Below are 23350 nucleotides of genomic sequence, written 5' to 3' on the forward strand. Positions count from 1 at the left end.
AATGCTTTATCGTGCCGTCACCGTTTCCGCGAATTTCTTATAGAGGAGAATGATCACTTTGGGAGTGAAGTCATGCCCTAGGCAATTAGCGACGAGCCATCTGCATCCAAATATTGTTCACCTGTTCCTATCGGAGTTTTGATTCCCTTACAAAGGCCAATAGTCTCGAAGTGGAAGTACTGTCTTCCAGAAGATTCGCAAAGAGAATTACATTCGAAAAATAGCTTGACTACAAACCTACTACTACAGGAAAGAGAACGGAAAATCAGATGGCAATTCAGATGCATGAAGGGGTTCCCAGCCCCCGGGGAGCGACTTGGGACGGTAAGGGAACGAATTTCGCGGTATTTTCCGAGCATGCAACCAAGGTCGAAGTCTGCTTCTTCGATGAGAGCGGCGAAAATGAAGTCGATCGCCAGGAATTACCCGAATACACCAACCAGATTTGGCATGGTTATATCCCCAGCGTTCGGCCCGGCACCCGTTACGGCCTGCGCGTTTACGGACCCTACGATCCCGAGAACGGGCACCGTTTCAATCCAAACAAATTGCTGCTCGATCCGTACGCCTGCGCTCATATCGGCGAAATCAAGTGGGGTCCCGAGGTCTTCGGTTATCAGATGGAGTCAGGTGACGACACCACCTTCGATGAGCGCGACAGCGCACCGTTCATGCCCAAATGCATCGTGGTTGATCCCGATTTCGATTGGCACGGACAAAATCGGCTTGGCAGATTCCGGGTGCCCTTCGACGACACGATCATCTATGAAATGCATGTCAAAGGATTCACCAAGCTCCATCCAGCGGTCCCTGAGCATGAACGCGGCACGTATGCCGGCCTCTGCAACCCCGCCGTGATCGATTACATTAAGTCCCTCGGAGTCACGTCCATCGAGTTGCTCCCTATTCATACGTTCGTCAACGACAGTCATCTTCTCGAGAAAGGTCTTACCAACTACTGGGGCTACAACACGATCGGTTTCTTTGCCCCCGACCCGCGCTACGCCTCGAGCCGAGCCGATGCCTTGAAGGAATTTAAGGAAACCGTCGCGGCCCTGCATGATGCCGGTCTCGGGGTCATCCTCGACGTCGTCTATAACCACACCGCGGAAGGAAATGAACTCGGGCCGACGCTTTCCTTCAAGGGCATCGACAATGCTAGCTATTACCGGCTCATGCCCGACAAAAAGCGCTACTACATCAACGACACTGGTACCGGGAACACGCTCAATATCAGCCATCCCCGTGTGATCCAGATGGTCACTGACAGCTTGCGCTACTGGGTTGAACAAACCCGGGTGGATGGCTTCCGGTTCGATCTGGGCACCATTCTCGCCCGCGAAGTGAATGGCTTTGACAATCAGAGCGGCTTCCTCAAGTCCGTCAGCCAGGATCCCTGCCTCTCGAACGTTAAGCTGATCGCGGAACCGTGGGATTGCGGCCCCGGGGGCTATCAGGTCGGCGGCTTTCCTCCTGGATGGGCGGAGTGGAACGACAAGTTTAGAGACACGGTTCGCGAATATTGGAAGGGAGGTTCGACCGCATCGGCGTTGACGAAGCGGCTGTGTGCGTCGGCCGAGATATTCAATTACCAAGGTCGGCGCCCCTGGTCCTCCGTTAACTTCATCACCGCCCATGATGGCTTTACGCTGAATGATCTGGTTACTTACAACGAGAAGCACAACGAAGCCAACGGCGAAGACAACAAGGACGGCAGTAGCGACAACCATTCCTGGAATTGCGGTGCAGAAGGGCCGACCGATGACCCGGAGATCAACAAGCTCCGCGCACGTCAGATGCGCAACATGCTGGGCACCTTGTTGCTTTCGCAAGGTACGCCAATGTTGTTGGCTGGCGACGAGTTTGGCCGTACCCAGCAAGGCAATAACAACGCCTACTGCCAGGACAATGAGATTAGCTGGCTGAATTGGGACTTGAAGGACAAAGGGAAGCACCTCGTCAAGTTCGTGCAGAGGCTCACCAGCTTCCGGCACAAATACCCGATCCTGCGGCGCAACCTCTTCCTTACCGGGGAATACAACGAAGAGCTATGCGTTAAGGATGTGACCTGGATCAACGCCAACGGCCGCGAAATGGAAGACCATAACTGGGGCGACACCGGCATGCGCTGCTTCGGCATGCTGATCGATGGACGTGCTCAAACCACCGGCGTACGCCAGCGCGGAAAAGAGACTACGTTACTCATGGTCATCAACGATCACAGCGACCTGGTCAACTTCACACTCCCTGAAGCAGTTGGTGGCTCCGGGTGGTCTCTCCTCGTCGACACTAACATTGAAGACAACAGCGAAAAAGGCTCCTTCAAGACCGGCGATATCTATGGAGTAACTGCCAGGTCCCTGTTGCTCTTTGAACTCGAACCAGAAACAGCGTAGACGTAGACAGTCAGAGAGGAGGCCGGAATGCCTCCTCTCTGCTCTGAGATCCGCCGCAACCCCCTGATAAATCGCTATTGGGCCACAGCACCTCCGTCGCTTGCCCGAGAACAGAAATTAACAGCGTCACTGTATAGCTCGCCGGCGGCGGATTCTTGCCATGCCATTGCGTAAGACGGCGAAGGTTTGACTTCGCCGCTGCAGTTTGTGACACTAGAAGTTGCTGCCGTATTCAGCGTCCCTGCTGGATATCACAATGGATTGCCGAAGTGGTGGAATTGGCAGACGCGCATGGTTCAGGTCCATGTACTCGCAAGGGTGTGGGGGTTCGAGTCCCCCCTTCGGCACCAACTATCGAGATCATGCGGCCCCGAACCGCCAACCGCCTCCCCGTACAAAGACTCTGACGCAATACGCCGATGCCGCTCCTTACGTAGGCGGTTTCTTATTCAGGTTGCGGATGCACTCACTGAATGTCAGTCCAGATTCCGTCGAGATTGGATTAAATTTGGATCCTCATCATCGCGCATTCATTCGCCCCGCTGAGCTGCGGCGACGACGCAAACCATGAAATGCTTCACTACGCCTCTAGATGACGGTCTCCTATCTTAATGCCGCCCAGTAAACCTCGATAGGCGGCAGAATTTGGAACCAAGAAACGGACAGCCTCGGGCGGCTCACCGGGTCGGTTCCTCCGCATAAAGTGGCTATGGGTTATCGGCATAAAAAGAAGTTGGTCATCGCCGAACTCACTGCTTGCCCTTCCTAACTGGTGAATCTCCACCGGGCCTGAAGTAGGTTGCCAAATCGTGGTAGCAGGAGGTCTACGCCGATGGGCTCCGCAAGATACAAATCCGTGACAACCTAACGAAAGTGTCTCGATACAATGAGATTTTTACCAGGATACTAAGGACGATATGCCGGGCATAGGGGCACACTATCCTTCATTCGTCAGAGTTGGAGATCTATCTCGATGAAGACGCTGAGCAGGCTGATCGTTGCGGCGGTCCTGATATTCGGGCTGTTGCAGCTGGTGCGTCCCGGCATTCCGTCGATGCCGGCAAGCGCCGAGTTGCAGGCCCCCCCTGAGATCAAGCACATCCTGGAAAAGGACTGCTATAGCTGTCACTCGAACCAGCGGCGGCTTTCGTGGTTCGACCAGATCGTGCCCGGTTACTGGCTGGTGCGCCATGACATCCTGACCGCCCGGGAACACGTCAATTTCTCCACGATTGGATCAAAGCCGATCGCCATGCAGAAGGCGACGCTCTTCGAAGCCGTGAACATGATTCAGCTGGGCGCCATGCCTCTGCCGATGTTCCTCAAGTTGCATCCAGAGGCAAAGGTCACGCCCGACGAGCTGGCGATGATTAAAGCCTACCTGGCTCCGTGGTCCTCCAAACCAAACCCGCCCGGAAGCGCGCCCAAGTCAACGACCGGCGGCGAAACCAATGAGAGCCAGGCTACCGGAGGCAAGACGGATGCGTCACCAGCCGCCATTCCGGCTGAGACGCCGGCACTTGTTTCTCTGGCGGCCGTCCCGCCAGAGCTGAATGGATTTCGGTTTGACCCGACCTTCGAGAGCTGGAAGCCGATCAGCTTTTCCGATCGCGGCGACAACTACACCTTTCGCTACATTCTCGGCAATGATGTAGCCGTGAAGGCGGCCGCTGCGGGCAACATCTCTCCTTGGCCAGACGATGCGCGGTTCGCCAAGATAGCCTGGCAGCAGGAATCCGGCGCAGACGGCCTGATTCATCCCGGGAAGTTTGTGCAAGTGGAGCTTATGCAGAAAGACGCAAAAGCTTATAGAAAAACTGAGGGCTGGGGCTGGGGACGCTGGCGCGGTCTTGACTTGAAGCCTTATGGCAACGACGCCCACTTCGTGAATGAATGCACCAGCTGCCACCTTCCAGTTCGCGGCGACGACTACGTTTATACCTTGCCGATGTCCGCTGCCCGCGTCGGCCGAGAGGAAGCGGTCAACAGCCGCGCGGCAGACCTGCCGCCCAGCCTGCCTTATCAACCCCTAGGCTGGAATGCCATCACGATGTACGTCGACCCCAAGAACCATACTATGGCCACGCTCTACGGCAACGACTCCGCGGTGCAAGCGGTGCGTCCGCGCGGCTATGTTGCCGCGACCGTATCTAAGGGGCAGGCATATCCCGCGAATTCGGTTCTGGCGCTTGTCACCTCGGCGCAACGGGAGGATCCGCATTGGTTCGGTGCACGCATCCCGGATGCACCCGAGGCCGTCGAATTCGTGGAGGTTGCTGCCGCAGGATCAGAGAAGTATCGAAGGTTCAGCGGTACCGGGCTCACCGAGGAGCACGGTGCGCCCGCCGACGCCTCCCAGCGGGCCCAATTCATCATGGGACTTGCTCCTGCTCAGCTGCCGTAGTGCTAGTGGGAATGAAGCCCCGCATCTCTCAGGCCTTCACGCCAAAGTATAGTCCCGCCACGCCGAAGGTATACGGTGTCCAGGAGGTTTGGGAGTAGCCTACCTCTGCCATCGTGGCGAGCATTTCAGCGGGCGGAGGGAAATCGTGCACCGAGTTGGGTAGATAGGCGTAAGGACCGGAGACTCCTGAAAGGCGCGACCCGATGGCGGGCAGGACGCGGCGGAAGTAGAACGCATATAGCTTACCCAAAACCCCGCCAGGCTCACTGAAGTCAAGAATGCCCAGTTCACCGCCGGGGCGCAGCACTCGGTGGAATTCTTCGAGTCCAGCGCGATAATTGGCCAGGTTGCGAAACCCGAATGCGGTCGTGATCAGGTCAACGGAGTTATCGAGCAGCGGGAGATGCAGCGCATCCGCCTCGATGGCGATCGCACCGCGCTGCACAAATTTGGCGGCTCCCCGCACCAGCATCTGGTGCGAGAAATCAGCGGCGATTACCGGCCGCGCATTCGCTTGCCGATACCGCAACAGAGCCAGCGTCATGTCCCCGGTTCCACAGCACAGGTCGAGAACCACCGCCTCGGGTCGTGCTAGAACTTCACGGAAGCGCCGCGCCGTGCGCCACCACCAGAGACGATCGATATTCAACGAGAGGACATGGTTCAAGATGTCGTATCGGGGTGCAATGCCATCGAACATCTCACGCACGGCCGCCGCCGCCGTTTGTTCATCGGTTGCGCCAATTGGCTTGGCTCCTGGCCCAGGCATCATTCCTTGACCGAATCTGTCGTAGCGGAAGATTCACGAGCCGTGCGCAACATCGATTCCGCGACGTCATGAAGTTCTGCATCGGTTACATCTTCAACGACGACCGCGTTGCCGATACCCGACGGCAAGATGACGCGCCGCACTCCACTGCGATTCTTCTTGTCGCGCGTCGCCGCGTCCAGCAGCCGGTCCACCGGCAGCCGGAGCGAAGGTAGAGGTCCATACTCAAAGATCAGCTTTTCGATACGATCTGCCTGAGCTCTGGTGACGGTCTGGCGAGCCAGCCCAAGACGAGTGGCTGCTATCATCCCCCAGGCGACTGCCTCGCCATGCAACAACTTCCGGTAGCGAGTGGCTGCTTCGATCGCATGACCGAGAGTGTGGCCGTAGTTCAGGATCATCCTAAGCCCGTTCTCCAACTCGTCGATACCTACGACTTCCGCCTTCATCTGGATCGACGCACTCACGACGTACTCAATGGCCTTCGGATCTCGGGCGAGGATCGCCCCAGCATTTCGCTCCATATAGCCAAATAACTTGGGGTGGCGGATGATGCCCGCCTTGACACTCTCGAAGAGGCCCGCACGAAGCTCTCGGGAGGGAAGCGTCTGCAGCAGCTCCGTATCGGCAAACACCGCCAGTGGATGATGAAAGCACCCCACCAGATTCTTGCCTGCCTGAAGGTTCACGCCTGTCTTGCCTCCCACCGACGAGTCGACCTGCGCTAACAGGGTGGTGGGGACCTGCACGTAGTCGATGCCGCGCATGAAAATGGCGGCTAGAAATCCGCCAACATCGCCGACAATCCCGCCGCCGAAGGCGATGAGCAGGGAAGAACGATCGGCGCGCGCCTCCGCTAATTGTTCCGCCAGCCGCTCGACCGTACGTAGCCGCTTATGCTCTTCTCCCGGCTGGAGAAACAAGATTGAAGGAGGATCCTGATGCGGAAAAGATTCCAGAAAAGCGTCTGCCCAAAGCGACCATATCTCCGGAGAAGTCAGGACGAAGACGCCCCTTGGTCCTTTACCACGCACATTGACAAGTCTGCGGCTCAACGTCGAAAGCAAGCCTCTTCCGACAAAAACGGAGTAGCCGGCGCTGCCGGATTTTACTTGGATGGTCCTCACTCGACTCATCCTATCGCATCGCAGCACTGAGCTTAGATTGCCATCAACCGCAACCCTCTGTGCAAGATGCAAATATCGCGATATCGCGGAGGTTCGTGGATTATCCCGGAGTTGGTGTTATGTGCCGGAAGCCGGCCTGCAGGTTTCTTCTGAAGGAAAAATCTGCGGAACTCGTTATCGATACTGTATTTCTGCTCTAGCCTTTGCTACCCGCACTCGCCAGCTTCGACTCGGCGTCGGCAATCAGTTCGTTAGCATCCGCATATTTGTCTTCGCTATCGCCGGCCTCATTCCACTGCTTGTGGCCTTCGTCAAGCTCCTGGCGGGCTACCTCGGTATCGATCTCTTCCGGCTTCAGGGCCGAATCGGCGAGGATCGTGACTCGCTCCGGCAAGACCTCCACGAATCCCCAGGAGACGTGGAATCGCTGCTCGCCTGCTTGCCCGCCGTGCAAGCGGACCTCGCCTGACCCCAGCTCCGCCAGTAGCGGAGCATGCCCCGGCAGCACTTCCATGTACCCTGACACTGAAGGCAACTCGACCGCAGTAGCCGTCTGATCGACCAGGATGTGGTCGGGAGTAACCAGCCTCACCTGAATTTCATTTCCATCAGCCATTGTTTACTCATTCACCGCTGTATCTCTCAACACTGTTGCGCGAATCCGCCTAGGCATTCTTCATCTTCTCGGCAGCTTCGAGGACTTCTTCGATCGCACCCTTCATGTAGAAGGCCTGTTCTGGGAGCGCATCATGTTTGCCCTCGATGATCTCCTTGAAGCTCCGTACCGTGTCCTCAACCTTCACGTAGCGTCCAGGCGCTCCGGTGAAAACCTCGGCCACGTGAAATGGCTGGGAGAGGAATTTTTGCACTTTGCGGGCGCGGTTCACGGTCACCTTGTCGTCGTCAGAGAGTTCGTCGATGCCGAGAATCGCGATGATGTCCTGAAGATCCTTATATCTCTGCAAGATTCGCTTCACGCCTTGGGCCACGTCATAATGCTCCTGCCCGACGATTCGGGGCGAGAGGATACGCGAAGTCGAAGCCAGCGGATCGACGGCGGGATAAATGCCCAACTCCGAAAGTGGACGCGAAAGTACCGTCGTCGCATCGAGGTGAGCAAAGGTGGTCGCCGGTGCCGGGTCTGTCAAGTCGTCGGCGGGCACATAGACGGCCTGCACCGATGTCACCGAACCCTTCTTGGTCGAGGTAATTCGTTCCTGCAGTTCGCCCATTTCGGTCGCCAGGTTCGGCTGATAACCGACGGCCGAAGGCATACGGCCAAGCAGCGTCGAGACCTCAGAGCCGGCCTGGGTGAAGCGGAAGATGTTGTCGATAAAAAGCAGCGTGTCCGCGCCCTCTTCATCGCGGAAGTACTCGGCGACGGTCAGGCCGGTCAGCGCAACCCGCAGACGCGCTCCTGGAGGCTCGGTCATCTGCCCGTAGATCAGCGCCGCCTTCGACTTCTGGAAGTCCTTCAGATCGATAACACCCGATTCCTGGAATTCGCGCCAGAGATCGTTGCCTTCGCGAGTTCGTTCGCCCACGCCGGCGAAGACCGAGAAGCCGCCGTGTTTCATGGCGACGTTGTTGATCAACTCTTGAATGACGACGGTCTTGCCGACCCCAGCACCGCCGAAGAGGCCGATCTTGCCGCCCTTCAAAAATGGCTGGATCAGATCGATGACCTTGACGCCAGTCTCGAACATCTCTTCGCTGGTCGACTGCTCGTCGAACGCAGGAGCGAGCCGGTGGATCGGGCGACTCTGGTCGGAGTTCACTGGGCCAAGCTCATCGACCGGTTGGCCAATGACATTGAGCACGCGGCCAAGCGTGGCACGGCCCACCGGCACCATGATATAGCTGCCGGTATCGATCGCCTTCATGCCTCGAACCATGCCTTCGGTAGCTTCCATCGCCACCGTCCGCACCCGGCCTTCGCCAAGATGCTGCTGCACTTCAAGGATGACGTTGACTTCATTAGGGACATCGAAGCCCTCGCTGGTAACCCGCAAGGCCTGGTAGATAGGCGGCATGGTGGCTTCGTCGAACTGCACATCCACTGCCGGCCCCGAGATCTGAACTACTTTTCCTATGTTCTCTGCCATAAATCTCTTTCGAAGAGCTGACCGGCGGCTACGACAACGCCGCCGCTCCGCTCACAATTTCGATAATTTCCTTGGTGATCGCCGCCTGCCGCGCCCGGTTCATCGCCAGGGTGTAGGAGTCAATCATGTCGGAGGCGTTATTCGATGCCGAATCCATCGCCGTCATACGGGCAGCATGTTCGGCGGCCACCGATTCCAGCATTGCATGGTATAGCTGAATCGTGACATAGCGAGGCAGGAGCGACGCGAATAACTCGGCCGGGGGCTGCTCGTAGATATAGTCGACCTCCGAGGTGCCGAATTTTTTCGCCTCTTCCTCGGCCTGCTCTGCATCCGCCTCGGACTCTTCCGCGAGACCAGTGATCGTAATGCCGGCCGAGGCCGCCGCTTCCGCGGCCCGCTCGCGCTCCTCTTTCGATAACTCTTGCGCCTGGGCTATGTCTTGACGGCCTATCTCCAGAATGGGCAAAATACGCTCGACCACCAACCGCTGCGAAATGACCGATTTGAACTCGTTGTAAACAACGTATACGCCGTCAATTTCTTCGCGCGCATAGCGACGCACAATATCGCGGGAAATCTCATCGATGCGCTTAAACTCCAGCTTCTCGAGAATACCCGGATGATCGCCGGTCACTTGGATCTGCCCCGCCCGCTCGACCGGCCTGGAAGCCTGTTCTTCCTCTTCGCCAGCAACGCCTCTGCCGCCATCTCGCTCTCCGAAGCTGTCTCGGCCGCGCTGCTCGGTTGGCACATGTTCCTCGATGATAGCGGCCGGGTACTTCTTGCGGAAATGGTCCCGGGCCTTGCGCCCCACCGGCTCAATATCAATTTGCCGATCGCCCTCAAAGGCGATGAATTGATTGGCGGCTTTGAAGATGTTGGCGTTAAAAGCTCCAGCAAAGCCCTTATCGCCAGCGACCACCACCAGCAGCACCGTCTTTTGCTCACGCGTCACCAGCAACGGGCTGCGAATCTCGCCCGTTGTCGGGTCGACCAGTTCAATCCGCCGCTTGAGCGACTGCAGCATGCTGATGAGCATCTGCGCATAGGGCCGCGAATTGAGCGCCCGTTCCTGAGCGCGGCGCAACCGTGCCGCCGAGACCATCTTCATGGCCTTGGTGATCTGGCGCGTGTTTTTCACGCTGCGAATGCGCCGTTTTAGATCGAGGACACTAGCCATAGAGGGTGCCTACTTCGCCGCCGTCGCGGGCTCGGGCGCTGCCGCCGGAGTCGTCTGCTGGGCTTTCTTCTTTTCACCCTCATCTAAGGGCTTGACCGACGATTCGGGCAGCTTCGCATCGCCGTGGTCGGAGAGAAAGTTTTGCTTGTACTCCTTGAGTGCCGCATCGATACGGCCTTTGAGATCGTCATCGAGCGTCTTCTTGGAGAGAATGTCGCTCAGCAATCCCGATTGCGCCGAGTCGAGGTATTTGTAGAGGCCGTCTTCAAAAGCCCGGATCTGCTCGACCTGCAAGTCATCAAGATAACCGTTGTTGCCGGCATAGATGATGATGATCTGCTTCTCAGTGGGCAACGGCGAGAACTGTGGCTGCTTGAGAAGCTCAGTGAGCCGCCTGCCGCGGTTGAGTTGGTTCTGAGTGACCTTATCCAGATCGCTGCCGAATTGTGCAAATGCGGCGAGTTCCCGGTATTGCGCGAGGTCGAGCTTCAGGGTACCGGCAACCTGGCGCATCGCCTTGATTTGCGCACTGCCACCTACGCGGCTGACCGAGAGTCCCACATTGACTGCTGGGCGAACGCCCGAGTTGAACAGATCGGTTTCCAGGTAGATTTGGCCGTCGGTGATGGAGATGACGTTTGTCGGAATATATGCGGAGACGTCGCCGGCTTGAGTTTCAATGATTGGAAGAGCGGTCAGAGAGCCGCCACCTTTTTCGTCATTCAACTTGGAAGAGCGCTCCAGCAACCGCGAATGCAGATAGAACACGTCCCCCGGATAAGCCTCGCGTCCCGGCGGCCGGCGCAGCAGCAAGGAGAGTTCGCGGTACGCAACCGCATGCTTTGAAAGATCGTCGTAGATGACTAGGGCATGCTTGCCGTTATCGCGGAAATACTCCCCAATAGCAGTTGCAGCGAAGGGCGATATATAGAGCATCGGCGCCGGTTCCGAAGCAGTCGCCGCCACCACCACGGTGTAGTCCATCGCGCCGTTCTCGGTGAGCGTCTGCACCACCTGCGCGACTGAGGAACGCTTCTGCCCGATCGCGCAATAAATGCAGATCAGGTTGTTTTTCGCGCTGTTGATGATGGTATCGAGCGCCACCGCAGTCTTGCCGGTCTGCCGGTCGCCAATGATCAGTTCCCGCTGGCCTCGGCCGATTGGAATCATGCTGTCGATGGCCTTCAGGCCGGTGGTCATCGGCTCGCGAACTGGCTGGCGGTCGACCACCCCGGGGGCAAGCCGTTCCACTGGATAATTCTCTGTCGAGGCGACTGGTCCGCGATCGTCGATCGGCTGCCCGAGTGCATTGACGACTCGACCGATCATGGCATCGCCAACCGGCACACTCAGGATGCGGCCGGTCCGCTTGACCTGATCGCCCTCGCGAAGATGGGTGTAGTCGCCCAAAAGCACCGAACCCACCTGGTCCTCTTCGAGGCTCATCGCAAGACCGGAAATGTCATGAGGAAACTCGAGCAGTTCGCCCGCCATGACCTTGTCCAGCCCATGCAGGCGCGCAATACCGTCGCCCAGCGACATAATGGTCCCAACTTCGTCGACGCGGACCTTCGCGTCATAATTCTCGATTTGCTGCCGCAGCAGCTCGGTTATTTCATCTGCTTTGATCTGAGCCATTCGTCACTTTCCCAACTGAATCTCGCGTTGTTGCCACCATCACTAAAAAAATCAGCTTGCCGCCAACTCTTCCCGCAACCGGTCGAGCTGCCCGCGGACGGAACCGTCGTAGACCGTGCTGCCAAGCTTCACAATTACTCCGCCGAGCAGGCTTTCATCCTGGCGATATCTGGCATTGACTCGTCCTCCAGCCAGCTCCCCGACCTGAGCTTCTAATCCCTGGCGCTCATCGTCGCCCAGAGGACGGGCCGATATGATGTCTACCTCGTAAATTCCCTGCCGACGGTCCATCTCCAGCCGATACTCGGAAGCTACTTCGCTGAAAGCAGCGATCCGGTCATGATTGATCAGAACTGCAATAAAGTTCCTGACGATCGGAGAAAGTCCGATTCGCTCATTCAATTTATCGAGAATCCCAACCTTCTGCTCGGATGGGAAAACCGGGTCCTCGAGGACTTGGCGTAGTTGTGGACTTTCGTCCCAAGCAAAGGCGAAATCATCGAGTTGCCGGCTGACTTCCGCCGGGTCCAGCTTAGCCCCTTCGACCGCTTCAGCAAAGGCGCGGGCGTATCTTGTGGCAAAGAGGGACATCAGTTTTGCCCTCCCTTGCCGAATTGGCCAGCCAACTCACGACCGAACCGCTGGACGAGGGCCTTGTCCGTCTCTGCCGTCAGTTGAATGCGCTTGGCCGCCTTATCGATAGCCAGCTCCGCTGCGAATCGTTTCAGCTCGCGTTGTGCAGCGGTCCCTGCCGACTCAATCTCCTGCTCAGCTGCCTTCACGATCCGCACCCGCTCTTCCTCGAGCGCCTGCTTAATCCGCTTCTCATCTTCAACGATGTCTCGATCTGTTTGCTTCCGGATCGCGTCGATATCCTCGCCGAGCCTCGCCAGCTTCGTCTCGACCGCGGTCAACCGTTCATTGGCAATCTCGGTTGCGGACCGCGCGTCGATCAACTGCTTCTGGATGGTCGCAGTCCGACTGCGTATCGCCTTCGGCACCGCCCTCGCCAGAAAGAAGAGGATCACTAGAATCAGGATCGCTGAATTCAAATCCTCAAAGATCTGAGCCGCCACCTCGGTGCTGACATTGAGCGTCCGCGCGATGGCCTTCACCGGACGAGCATGGCGAAACTGTCCGTTCTCGGCGTCGGCTTCCTGGTTGTCCGCTCCCTTGGCGGTGTCAGCCGCCGGCGATCCCGGGGCCGGATTACCGCTCGGCCCAGAATCCTCGACTACCACCGCCCGCGCCGCGGGAAGAGCGAAGGAACCAATCGACAGGGTGAGCGCCAAACCTACAAGAAGGCTGCGATGACAGGTGAGAAGATTACGAAGACAGGTTTTCAATGGGACTCCTCAGCTGCGACTGGATTTCCCGGCAACGAGCCGCCAGACAGCACCGCCTTCAGAATGTCCGCAACCAAGGCATCGGCGCCACGCTCGAACTCCTGCCTCGAAGTTGCCGCCTGCGCTTCGAGCGAACTCTTGGCGGCGTTCACTCGGTCCCGGGCCGCCTGGCGCGCGGTCGCCAGAGCGCTCTCTCTTTCCGCATTCCAGGCTTTGATGCGGTTCTCGCGTGCGCGGAAAATCTCAGCCCGCGCCGCCCTCAGTTTGGCTTCGTACTCCTGGGCCTTGGCATCCGCGGCGGCGATTGCCGCATGAGCCCTCTCGACGGCGCCTTCCGTCCGCGCGCGCCGCTCGGCCAGGATCTTCAATAGAGGCCCATGGAGCAGGAATTTATACGCGATCACCAGAACGAGGAACAGGATCATCGTCGGCACAGAGCCGATCACCAGAGGTACGAGTTGTCGCAGTATTTCGTCCATTGCCTTCACCGGCTTACGGTGGATTGTCTCAGGGTTTTTGAGCCGGAACTCTAGGTTCTAACAAAGCTTACGGGAGTGTCAACGTGCAAGCTGGTGCGTCGCCGGAGATGCTGCACTATCCGTGATGAATTCTTCTTGACGGAACCGGTCTCAGGCGTAAGCTAAAGGATATCACCTCGACCCGGTTCAGGGTCAGGCGGGTTGCTGGTTGAGGACTCTTTACCGCGCCCCAGCCGGCAACCCGCTACTAATCAGCCGACATGAACTACCAGAGAATGGGTCAGCAGGGCGGGTAACCCATCCTAATGGACTTCGGAGATAGACGTATGCATTTCGGGGAACATCCGATCCATAGGTAGGTGCCGCTGGTCACAAAGCTTGGCTAGACTGGATCCACTTCGGAGGACGGCGTCGCCCAAAAGCGCCGGTACCTTCCCAACAACGAGGCTGGTCCCGAGACCTCGATCCGTACACGTTGCTCCTGAAACTCTCGTGCCTCGATCAAAGCTCCTGCATCCAGAGCAGCGAGAACGGCGCCCTCGTCCTGCGGAATCTCGAGTATTCTTCGGACGATCGGATCGGCGACCAGCGCGGCATCGATACGCCTTAGCAACAAATCCAGACCCGCGCCGGTTCGCGCCGAGATGGCGATCGCGTCCGGACCCAGCAGCTCTCTTTCTTCTTCCGGGAGCAGATCGACCTTGTTCAGCACCTCGAGCCGTGGCTTGTTTTCGGCGCCAAGTTCGGCCAACACCTTCTCAACCTCAGCCTTCTGTTCTTCCTGGGTCGGACTCGAACAGTCCTGCACATGCAGCAACACTTCCGCCTTCTGCACCTCTTCGAGGGTCGCGCGAAACGAAGTAATCAGGGTATGGGGAAGATTTCTGATGAATCCAACGGTGTCCGAAAGCAGGATCTTTCTGCGAGATGGCAGCACCAGCGAGCGCAGCTTGGGATCGAGAGTGGCAAACATTCGCGACGATTCCAGCACTCCGGCATGGGTCAGCGCATTGAACAGCGTGCTTTTGCCGGCATTGGTATAGCCCACCAGGGCCACCGTCGGCACCGGCACCGCCTCACGTCGGTGGCGCTGCTGACCACGCACCTTCCTCACCGACTCAAGTTCGTCCTTGAGGTGAAGCACTTTGCGCTGGATCCGCCGCCGGTCTGTCTCCAGCTGCGTCTCGCCAGGACCACGGGTGCCAATGCCGCCACCCAGTTGCGACATGGAACTCCCTTTGCCGGTCAGCCTCGGCAGCATGTACTCCAGCTGCGCGAGCTCGACTTGCAGTTGACCTTCGCGAGTTCGGGCGTGGCGGGCGAAAATGTCCAGGATCAACTGCGTCCGGTCGACTACCCGGCAGGGAAGCGCGTCCTCTAGATTGCGCAGCTGGGTTGGCGTTAGATCGTGGTCTACGAGGATGACAGTAGCGTTCGAAGAGGCCGCCGCCGCCGCAACTTCCTCGACCTTTCCTGCGCCAAGCAGTGTAGCCGGATCGGCTTTCGCTCGCCGCTGCGCGATTTCTCCCACAATTTCAGCCCCGGCACTCTCTACCAGCTCCCGGAACTCCGCCCGGGACGCCTCGGAATCTAAGCCGGGAGTGGGAGATACACCAGCAATTTCGGCTTCGGCAATCGGTTCATGGTCGGCCTCGGAGTCCTCATCTTGCAAGGATCGGGCGGAACTGCGGCTTATCGCCGCTGCATGACGAGCCAGGGTGGCGGATTGGGAAAGCCCCTTACGTTTCGACGAAAGTTCAACCACGACCAGCAGGGCGCGCTCCGGGGAAGCCTCCGTGCTCGTCAACCGGCGACTTTCATCCGAGCCTGGCTCAAGATCCCTCGGTAGCTTCACTAGCTCACTCGCTGCCGGAACAGCCTTGCCTTCAAGAGTGCGAATTCCCCGGAGAAGGATCGTGCGCTCCTGGCGTTCCCGTTACCGTTGCGGCTGGCCCGGTCGCAGGAGAAGCCCCGGCATGCGCTGGTGCTCCGAGCGGGGGTCTGTGCTCACCATGGATCACCGAGCGATTACTCACTACGGTCGAGATAGCGTGCTTGAAGATCAACTGTTCCTGGCTGTTGTTCTCCAATAGCACCGAGTACTTGTCAAAGGACCTTATCTTGCCGGTCAGCTTCACTCCGCTGACCAGATAGATCGTGATGGGGGTCTTGTCTTTACGGACCGTATTAAGAAACGTGTCCTGAATGTTTTGTGCCGGCTTGTTATCCATGCGCCGATCTCCCGCGTCGGTTAGTTGGTCTCTTGAAGCAAAACTAAAACTTACAGCGAAAACAAAGGTGTCCGTTTAAATAGACGGACATCCGCGGAATAGTGTGCTTTCAACATACCGGTCGCCACCCCTTTTATCAACTGGCGGAGCTTCAGGAGCTTGCTGCAACTTCAATATATGCGCCATGGCAACCTCCATCGCTGGTGAAATGATTGGATGGCGAAAAGCAACTTTGGGGTGGCATCGATTTGCTTTTTCTTCCCAGGCTGGTTGCGACCAGAACTCCCCGAAGGTCCAGAATCAGTGCCGGGGATGGCGTTTCGCCTCGCCCGCGTGTTTTCCTCTCCTGCTGGAGTGGCGGCCAGTTGCTGGCGTCTGTGCGGTAGGTTGGGGTCTGACCACCGGCGCGGGCGCCGCGGGATCTACTTTCCGTACCTGTTCACCGTCGAGGCGGTAGGTCAAGGTTTCGGAAGCGGCGGGATGGATCGCTCCGGATTCGGGGTCTACAATCACGCCATCGCCAACTCCTTGCTTGAAGCGAAAGGTCGGCACCGGACCCTGCTTATTGGGACCCTGATTATCTAAAGCGAGGTTTTCCACCACTACCGGAAGGTACCCGCGAATGTTCCGCTGCCGGAAGGCGGTCTCATAGCGGTGCTTCCTCAGGTTCCAGGTAAAAACCCGTACCTGGCTGAAGTCATAAGGCAGTCCATCCTGGTACGGGTTGAGTACCGTCACATACTCCGGCGCCTGCTTATCCGCAAAAGATGATTCCGGATCGTTGACTTTCTGCAGCAAATACGCCCCCACGATCCGCTGCCCGTCGGCATAGCCGGCAATTTCATCCGGAACATCGACATCCAGACGCCTCGACATCAGCCATCCGACTTTGCCGCCGCTGTCACGGACGAGCCACCAATCCTCCATCGGTACCGGCGGCTTTGGCGCAAGCGTCGCTGCCGGCTCAGATCTTGCTCCACTTTGCACTGGGGCATTCTCTGAAGTTCCCGTTCCTGGAGTTCCCGTTCCCGGACTGGTCAGCGTTACTGGCGGGGCGGATGGGGGCGCCGGAGGCGCTGGCCGGGTCGCGGCATCCGCTGCCTTGTCAGCTGCCCTCCTGTCATCCGCCGCCTTCGCCTTCGCGGACCTTTTCGCAATCGTCGCTGAGGGCTTGCCGGCATAGGACGAACCCGTTCCCGAAGCCTGCGGCCCTATTGCCTTCGGGACGGATGCCCGGACCAGCAATTGCAGCTTGTCGCCTTCCGGTAGCAAGTAAAATCGGTCGGTATCACGCCCCGGCTTCACATGCAGATAGCCGTCGTCCCGCAAGACCGCCGTCGCAATCACCGGGTCCTTGGCATGGGCCTTCTGCAGCTCTTCAAAACCAGTAATCACCTCGGGATTGACAACCGCATGCTCCTCGATCCAACCGATCTCCCCCTGTTCGGTCTTGACTCGCAAAAACCGCCGCCCTCGCTCCAGCAGTTCCAGCTTTTGGCCATTTTGGACCATCGCTACCCGGTTCGACACCGCCGCCACCCGGTCGCGCAGAAAGGTCTGCTTCGATAGCACATAGACGGTCTCGTTTTCCTGCTTGTGCTTGAGATGGCCGCACCCTGTCAGCACCACCAGCAACAGCGTGGCAAGCAAACCGACGGGGGAATGGGATGGGATCCTCCAGGCGAGACGCGGCGCGGAAGGCGACGGGGATGGAGGAAGCACGATCACCTGGCAGAGACTAGAACAACAATCTGGGTTCCGAAAAGAAAACTTCATCGGGAGCCTTGATCGCTCGATCGGAGAAAGTGGGTACGAGCAAGGCCAACCTTACTTAACCTGATTCTTCTTTAGAGAATAACACCCTCCAGCTTCAAACCTGGTCCTCAAGTGCTGCTGACCGCCTTCGACGCAACGATCGCGATTGGCAGTGTCGGGTCGGTACCAGTGGTGGCGTTCCCCGCGGCATCCAGCTTGCCCAGCGTGGTGGCATCAAAGCTATACACCTCCAGATCCGACCCGCCTCCGTTGCATACCACTCCCAGGTAGGTCTTGGTCGAGTCTTCCGCAAGTCCGGACGGTCCCGCTCCGGTGGCAAAAGGAGAGCCACTAATCGCGGTCAGCGTGCCATTGGCCGCCAGGACAAAGCCGCTCACGGTATTGCTCGTCGAGTTGGCGACGTACACGTAACTGCCGGAAGAATCGACCAGCACCGCGGCCGGTCCCGTTCCTCCGGTGGCGAACGGAGAGCCGCTCACATTGGTCAATGCACCGTTTGTGCCAATAGTCAGCACCCTCACCGCCGAGGCGCCGGTTTCGGTGACGAAAACAAAGGTGCTGTTCGGATCAGTGGTAACTCCGAGGTCCGCGTTGGGGGTGGTGATGGGAGGCAGATTCGCCTGATCGGTCAGCGCACCGGTGGTCGCATTTAACGTCAGCGATTCGGTCCCCCCGGTAGACAACGTCAGGAAAACATTCACGTTGTTCGGCGCGATAAAGAGTTGCCGGCTGGCGCCCGCTACCTTGACGCCATTGAGCGTTCCCGAAAGCGTCAAAAGCCCGGTTGTGCTCGCAATCGAGTAGACATTGATGATCGCGTTCGAACTGGCCAGACTCGCATCGGCCACAATCAGCCAGGAACCCGTGCTGTCCACTTGCATCGAAGAGGCGAGATCCGAGGCCACCGCAGTGGAGTTATTCTCCTCGGTCAGCGCTCCATTGCTGCCCACGGAATAAAGAAAGATGCCGGTCGTCTGCGAAGCCGCATAGATGAAGGTATTCGTGGGGGTAATGGCGATCGCCGACGGCACGAATCCTAGCGAATAAGCGGAGTTCGGAGTCACTGCCAGGCTCAAGGTTGAGGTTGCCGGAGTTGTGCTGGTGGCCGCGGTCGTCTTCGTGGTCAAAGAAAAACCGGCGACACTGCCGGCAGCGGTACCTGCGCTTGCAGTATTCGCCACATACATGAAGTTGCTGGCGGTCGTGCAGTTGGTGGTGCAGGTGGTGATTTTGGGAAAGAAACCGCACCCCGTCGTCATTCCGGCAACGCCGGTCAGACCCAAGACCGCGAGTACCGCCAACCAGAAGCGAGTTGTATAAAACTTGAGCATCACTAGCATTCCCGGCTGCAATTTCCCACTTCCGCTGCCCCGCATTCCTGAAAGAAGCCTTGCTTGCAAGATTAATCCTTCCGCCAACGACTTCCAAAAGCGCCCGCATAGACACCGGGATACACCCCAATGCGAAAGTTAAGACGCAAAAGCCCGCCCGTGTGCTCACACAAAGCGTAGAGCATAATGGGCGGGCTGTCTGGTCAGTGGGCCTTTATGCCTATGCCGCGACTGCTTCTCTGACCCGCTCCGCATCGAGCACTGCTCCGAGGGCGTGGATCACGGAAGCGACCCGAACCACTCCCAGCACCAGCTCGTCGCCGGCGCCCTTCTCCCGCACTACTTTTTCATGCGAGTCGACACACTTGCCGCAGCCGTTGATCGCTGAGACCGCCAGCGCCCAAAGCTCAAAATCCAGGGGCTCGATGCCATGCGTCCGGATGGCATTCATTCGAAGCTTCGCCGGCAAGGTTGAATATTTGTCATTGGAGGTCAGATGAAGGAAGCGGTAATAGATGTTATTCATTCCCATCACCGCCGCCGCCGACTTCGCCGCCTCAAAGGCCTGCGATGTCAGCTGCTTTTCTCCCGCCGTCAGCGCCGCTTCGGTGAGCGCCGCACTGCGGGTGGCAATCGCGCTCGCTACCACCGTCCCCCAAAGCTGCTGTGGCGTCAACTCGCTGTTCTGCCGCACCAGGGTTGAGTAGTTGAGCTTCAAGTCTTTCGCATATGCTGGCATTGCATCAATCAATTCATCGAGATTCATGGAAGCGCCTTCCGCGCGTTTGAACGCGCTATTCAATAGGTTCAAATTCCGGGTGAAATCCTGGGTCGAAAACTTGCACTCAAATTCTGGCAAAGAAAAAGGGAGCAGCGCACCCGGCGTCACTCCCTCTAATCCATCGCGCGAATTAGACGGTGATCGTCTGCTCGCCCTTCTGCCAGTTGCAAGGGCAAAGCTCGTCGGTCTGGAGCGCATCAAGAACCCGCAGAACTTCTTGAGGATTGCGGCCAACCGACAGATCGGTGACATAGACAAAGCGGATGACGTTCTCAGGGTCAACAATAAACGTCGCCCGCTGCGCGACGCCTGCGCTCACATCAAGAATGCCAAGCTGCTCGGTTAGATCACGCTTGATGTCGGAGAGCATCGGAAAGGGCAAGTCTTTGAGATCGGCGTGGTGCGTCCTCCACGCCACGTGGACGAACTCAGAATCGGTGCTGCCGCCCAGAATCTGCGCGTCGCGCGCTTCAAACTCCGGATTCAGCTTGCCAAAAGCCGCGATTTCAGTGGGACAAACAAAGGTGAAATCCTTCGGCCAGAAGAAGTAGACCTTCCACTTGCCAGGATACGATTCATCGGTAATCGTCTCGAATTCCTTGCCTTTTTCGAGGCTGACGGCTGCAGTAACAGCAAAAGACGGAAACTTTTCACCTACGGTTAACATGTATGACTCCTTAAAGTGAATTAGACAAACAACGGTGGGTAAAACAACTTTGCAATCAAGCATGAGCGACTGCTTCTGAAAAGCTTGAAAGATGGCCGAAGCTTGAAAATGCCCTCGATGGGGTCAAGCTGATTCAGAGTCTTGGTGCAATGAGCGCGGGCCCGGCAGAGACCAGAACAACGCTATGTCGCCTGACCTTCTGCCTGCTGGCACGCCGGACAGCGGCCTAGGACGTCGATTGCATACCGCTCTACTAAAAAGCCGCCAGGCAGTTTTCCGCCTTGGGTCGTCAAGCCCAGCTCCGACTCGTCAATATCGTGAATCGACCTGCAATGAGTGCAAACCAGATGGTGATGCGGCGTCTGGTTCGTTTCCACTCGCAATGATCCATGATGCAAACTTACTTCGTGAAAAATCCCGCCTTCAATGAAGGAATGAATCGTCTTGTAGACAGTTGCCAGAGAGATGGATGGAATCTTGCGCCGGACGCGCGCATACACTTCCTCCGGGCTGGGATGGCCATGGGTGCTCCTCAGCACTTCATAGACAACCTGCCTCTGGTGAGTCACCGCCAGGCCGGCCGACTCGCAAACACTTCGAAACTGCCTGGTGTCATTCGCATTCATCGCTAAACCAAGTAGATAATAATTATTATTTAATGTCAATAGTTATCACCGGCGAAAAGGCTACAGCCGTTCACGGAACTGTCGAAATAGAGAGGGGGCGGGGTATTCGGGATTCCCGGGACGCGCGGCGGAACGTCCCGTCCGAGTAAACTTGCAGCAAACACTACTTGGAAATCGAGCTCGCTCGATGGATAATCCGTCCTGCATTGCTAGAAAGCTGGACTCAGAACCAATGTCACCCCTGAAAGCCAAATCGAACCACGTCACCATCGTCGATGTCGCCACAACCAGCGGTTTTTCTCCCTCCACAGTCTCCATCGTGTTGAACGAGGCCCCGCTCTCCCGCTACGTCGCTGCAAAGACGAAAGAACGCATCCGCAAAGCGGCCAAGGATCTAGGCTACCGGCCCGACGCCTTTGCCCGCTCGCTTCGCAATCGACGCAGCCATACTGTTGGCGTTCTGATCTTCGACATCTCGGATCCCTTCTGCACCTTGATCCTGCAGGGCATTGAGCGCTGCCTCGATTCCACCGCCTACTTGCCGATCATCATGGATGCGCACAATGAGAAGAAGCAGTTTGAGGGATACCTCGAAATGCTCATGGAGCGCCGCGTAGAAGGCTTGATCGTGGTTGCAAACTGGCTGTTTGAGGAAGGCGGCCTGCTGCTGAACCTGAGGCGTAACAATCTTCCGACGGTGGTCGTCGGTCGCGACCTTAGCACCGACCTCATCAGTTCGGTGGTTGTTGACAACGTCGCCGGCGGCTACACCGCGATGGAGCACCTATACTCGCTCGGCCATCGCAAGATCGCGGTCATTCGCGGACCTGAAAAACTTGGCGACAGCAACCTTCGCTGGCAAGGCATCCAGCAGTTTGCCGCCGAACACAATTACCAACTTGACCCTCGGCGGGTGCGCCTGCTGCCGGAAGCCCTGGATCCGACGTCCGGCTTCGAAGGCGGCGTTGCAGCGACCGAAGACTTGCTCCGCTCCGCGGCCGACTTTACCGCGCTGCTCGCCTTCGATGATCTCACCGCCCTGGGAGCAATCAGGGCCTTGATCCTCAGCGGCCGCAGTGTTCCCGGCGACTGCTCGGTCATCGGCTTCGATGACGTTCCACCAGCAGCTTTTTGCACCCCCGGACTTACCACCATCCGGCAGCCCATGGAAGAGATGGGTAGGATCGCCACCGGTTGGGTGCTGCGCGCAGTCCAGGGCCCGGATACGGAGGATGCGATTCTACCGCCGATGCAGATACTCTCCCCTCAACTGCTTATCCGTGAGTCGACCTCCAGGGTGTAGTGCTTTTTTCGGAAACCTTTACCGACCTTCGCCCTCCCGCATCTTTAGCGCGCAACAAGGGAACCGCGCCGCCACAACCGCCGTATCTCTCAGCGATGGCTGCAGATTTGGTGCTGCCCTGTCGGAGAAATGCCGGGATGTTGACTTTTTTGCTATGGTGCCTGCTGTTGGTGGTTTGCTGGCCGCTCGCGCTCGTCGCAGCAATCCTTTATCCATTTGTCTGGCTTCTTCTCCTACCGTTCAGGCTGGTCGGTATTGCGGTCCACGGCGCCCTCGAACTGGTAGCCGCGATCGTCTTTCTTCCGGTTCGTGTTCTCCGCGCCATTTAGGACCTCTCAGTTCTAGTCTGTCCGGCCGAGACTTGCGAGATGTGGCTGTTTCCCGGGGGAAGAAGCCATGAATCTTCCCGACTGCATTGCATGCACGCCTCATGGGAAGCCTGCGTTAGCACGAGTTGCGGTTGGAGTAAATTTTCTGGCATGGCGAGCTACTCCGACGGACTGATGGGGTACGCGGACTTCAGGTCCGCAGGACGCAATTTTGGATGGGCGACGGCGGCTTCCGTGGTCGTTGGCGCGGCCTCCCTGTATGTCGCTGGCGGGCGTTGGCCGGGGGTGATCCGCTCCTCGGAAGATCTGATGATCGCCGGAATGCTGGGCTGCATCGCGCTGGGACTTAGCGCGGTGATGGGACTGGCCGTTGCCGGCTCCCTGATGGCCAGCCAGCGCGCGAAAACTCAATAACCGTCTCGGAAAAGGGAGTTCTGCGGCAGCATAGAGGGAACGAGCTGTTTCTCGACGCGAGGAGATTCTCGGGATGGTAGAAGTTCCCTCGGGACCGATGCCTCGGGGGAAACATGATCGTGGTGACCGCGGACCGGAACCGGCAGATATCGATCCCGAATTCGTTGGCGCACTATGGCAAATGCCTCGACGAACTACAGCAGATAGGGATCCCGGTATTGCCACCCTCACGCACGAGACGGTGGCAGAGGTTCGCTGGATGGCTGCTTCAATTTGTCGCCGTTGCCGAGGTCATCCTCATCCTGGACGGGACACCGCGTCCACTACTTCAAAACTACCACCGGTGGATGCTGGTGGCCGGCGCGCTGCCGGTCGGGCTGACGGCGTGGGCTGCTATCACGCTGCAGTCGCCGAAATACCTGACCTTGCCAAAGCGCTGAACGCC

The 23350-nt window shown here is 58.0% G+C and carries 22 protein-coding genes and 1 tRNA gene; 7 read left to right on the forward strand and 16 right to left on the reverse strand.

Annotated elements, in window-relative coordinates:
• Positions 1-269: 269 nt before the first annotated feature.
• From glgX to ACPOL_RS09330, 3 genes are all read left to right on the forward strand, one after another.
• Complete coding sequence (gene glgX, locus ACPOL_RS09320) at positions 270-2396, forward strand: glycogen debranching protein GlgX (RefSeq protein WP_114206806.1); 2127 nt, start codon at positions 270-272, stop codon at positions 2394-2396.
• A gap of 263 nt (positions 2397-2659) precedes the next feature.
• Positions 2660-2746 (forward strand) — tRNA-Leu (locus ACPOL_RS09325).
• A 623-nt stretch (positions 2747-3369) separates the two neighbouring features.
• Complete coding sequence (locus ACPOL_RS09330; RefSeq protein WP_114206807.1) at positions 3370-4800, forward strand: cytochrome P460 family protein; 1431 nt, start codon at positions 3370-3372, stop codon at positions 4798-4800.
• 28 nt (positions 4801-4828) lie between these two features.
• Here ACPOL_RS09330 and ACPOL_RS09335 read toward each other — a convergent pair whose 3' ends face one another.
• The 16 genes from ACPOL_RS09335 to ACPOL_RS09415 all read right to left on the reverse strand — a co-directional run bounded on the left by ACPOL_RS09335 (position 4829) and on the right by ACPOL_RS09415 (position 20898).
• Complete coding sequence (locus tag ACPOL_RS09335) at positions 4829-5572, reverse strand: ubiquinone/menaquinone biosynthesis methyltransferase (RefSeq protein WP_114206808.1); 744 nt, start codon at positions 5570-5572, stop codon at positions 4829-4831.
• Positions 5569-6705: a 3-dehydroquinate synthase gene (gene aroB / locus ACPOL_RS09340; RefSeq protein ID WP_236657353.1), complete on the reverse strand. Its 1137-nt coding sequence runs from the start codon at positions 6703-6705 to the stop codon at positions 5569-5571. The genes ACPOL_RS09335 and aroB overlap by 4 nt, the downstream gene beginning before the upstream one ends.
• Positions 6706-6892: 187 nt before the next feature.
• Positions 6893-7312 (reverse strand): ATP synthase F1 subunit epsilon, encoded by a 420-nt coding sequence (gene atpC, locus ACPOL_RS09345; RefSeq protein ID WP_114206811.1) that lies wholly within the window; start codon positions 7310-7312, stop codon positions 6893-6895.
• A gap of 49 nt (positions 7313-7361) precedes the next feature.
• A complete protein-coding gene (gene atpD, locus ACPOL_RS09350) occupies positions 7362-8801 on the reverse strand; it encodes a F0F1 ATP synthase subunit beta (RefSeq protein ID WP_114206813.1) in 1440 nt (479 codons plus the stop codon).
• A 28-nt stretch (positions 8802-8829) separates the two neighbouring features.
• Positions 8830-9984: a F0F1 ATP synthase subunit gamma gene (locus ACPOL_RS09355; RefSeq protein ID WP_114206814.1), complete on the reverse strand. Its 1155-nt coding sequence runs from the start codon at positions 9982-9984 to the stop codon at positions 8830-8832.
• Between the two features lie 9 nt (positions 9985-9993).
• Positions 9994-11622: a F0F1 ATP synthase subunit alpha gene (gene atpA / locus ACPOL_RS09360; protein WP_114206817.1), complete on the reverse strand. Its 1629-nt coding sequence runs from the start codon at positions 11620-11622 to the stop codon at positions 9994-9996.
• 51 nt (positions 11623-11673) lie between these two features.
• Positions 11674-12213, reverse strand: coding sequence for an ATP synthase F1 subunit delta (gene atpH / locus ACPOL_RS09365; protein ID WP_114206818.1), 540 nt, complete (start codon positions 12211-12213; stop codon positions 11674-11676).
• Positions 12213-12968, reverse strand: a complete 756-nt coding sequence (locus tag ACPOL_RS09370) for a F0F1 ATP synthase subunit B family protein (protein ID WP_114206819.1) — start codon at positions 12966-12968, stop codon at positions 12213-12215. The genes atpH and ACPOL_RS09370 overlap by 1 nt, the downstream gene beginning before the upstream one ends.
• On the reverse strand, positions 12965-13447 hold the full coding sequence (locus tag ACPOL_RS09375) for an ATP synthase F0 subunit B (RefSeq protein ID WP_114206821.1): 483 nt from the start codon (positions 13445-13447) through the stop codon (positions 12965-12967). Before ACPOL_RS09375 ends, ACPOL_RS09370 begins: the two co-directional genes overlap by 4 nt.
• A 382-nt stretch (positions 13448-13829) precedes the next feature.
• On the reverse strand, positions 13830-15254 hold the full coding sequence (gene hflX, locus ACPOL_RS09380) for a GTPase HflX (RefSeq protein WP_114206824.1): 1425 nt from the start codon (positions 15252-15254) through the stop codon (positions 13830-13832).
• Between the two features lie 79 nt (positions 15255-15333).
• Positions 15334-15678, reverse strand: a complete 345-nt coding sequence (gene hfq, locus ACPOL_RS09385) for an RNA chaperone Hfq (protein WP_114206826.1) — start codon at positions 15676-15678, stop codon at positions 15334-15336.
• A gap of 300 nt (positions 15679-15978) precedes the next feature.
• A complete protein-coding gene (locus ACPOL_RS09390) occupies positions 15979-17400 on the reverse strand; it encodes an SH3 domain-containing protein (RefSeq protein ID WP_150132943.1) in 1422 nt (473 codons plus the stop codon).
• 161 nt (positions 17401-17561) lie between these two features.
• Positions 17562-18854 carry a lactonase family protein gene (locus ACPOL_RS09400; protein WP_150132944.1) on the reverse strand — a complete coding sequence of 431 codons (1293 nt, stop codon included), beginning with the start codon at positions 18852-18854 and terminating at the stop codon, positions 17562-17564.
• A gap of 151 nt (positions 18855-19005) precedes the next feature.
• Positions 19006-19551, reverse strand: coding sequence for an alkylhydroperoxidase, AhpD family (ahpD, locus tag ACPOL_RS09405; protein ID WP_114210727.1), 546 nt, complete (start codon positions 19549-19551; stop codon positions 19006-19008).
• A 145-nt stretch (positions 19552-19696) separates the two neighbouring features.
• Entirely contained in the window at positions 19697-20233 is a 537-nt protein-coding gene (locus ACPOL_RS09410) for a peroxiredoxin (protein WP_114206834.1), read from the reverse strand.
• Positions 20234-20415: 182 nt separating this feature from the next.
• Positions 20416-20898, reverse strand: a complete 483-nt coding sequence (locus tag ACPOL_RS09415) for a Fur family transcriptional regulator (protein ID WP_338026777.1) — start codon at positions 20896-20898, stop codon at positions 20416-20418.
• 193 nt (positions 20899-21091) lie between these two features.
• Between ACPOL_RS09415 and ACPOL_RS09420 the strand changes: the two genes are divergently transcribed.
• From ACPOL_RS09420 to ACPOL_RS09435, 4 genes are all read left to right on the forward strand, one after another.
• The gene (locus tag ACPOL_RS09420; protein ID WP_114206836.1) at positions 21092-22162 is read left to right on the forward strand and encodes a LacI family DNA-binding transcriptional regulator; all 1071 of its coding nucleotides are present in this window, start codon (positions 21092-21094) and stop codon (positions 22160-22162) included.
• Between the two features lie 137 nt (positions 22163-22299).
• The gene (locus ACPOL_RS09425) at positions 22300-22491 is read left to right on the forward strand and encodes a hypothetical protein (protein WP_114206837.1); all 192 of its coding nucleotides are present in this window, start codon (positions 22300-22302) and stop codon (positions 22489-22491) included.
• A 150-nt stretch (positions 22492-22641) separates the two neighbouring features.
• Positions 22642-22905 (forward strand): hypothetical protein, encoded by a 264-nt coding sequence (locus ACPOL_RS09430; protein WP_114206838.1) that lies wholly within the window; start codon positions 22642-22644, stop codon positions 22903-22905.
• A gap of 113 nt (positions 22906-23018) precedes the next feature.
• Positions 23019-23345, forward strand: coding sequence for a hypothetical protein (locus ACPOL_RS09435; protein ID WP_114206839.1), 327 nt, complete (start codon positions 23019-23021; stop codon positions 23343-23345).
• The last annotated feature ends 5 nt before the right edge of the window (positions 23346-23350 follow it).

This window comes from Acidisarcina polymorpha, from assembly GCF_003330725.1.
In the GTDB taxonomy this organism is placed as follows: domain Bacteria; phylum Acidobacteriota; class Terriglobia; order Terriglobales; family Acidobacteriaceae; genus Acidisarcina; species Acidisarcina polymorpha.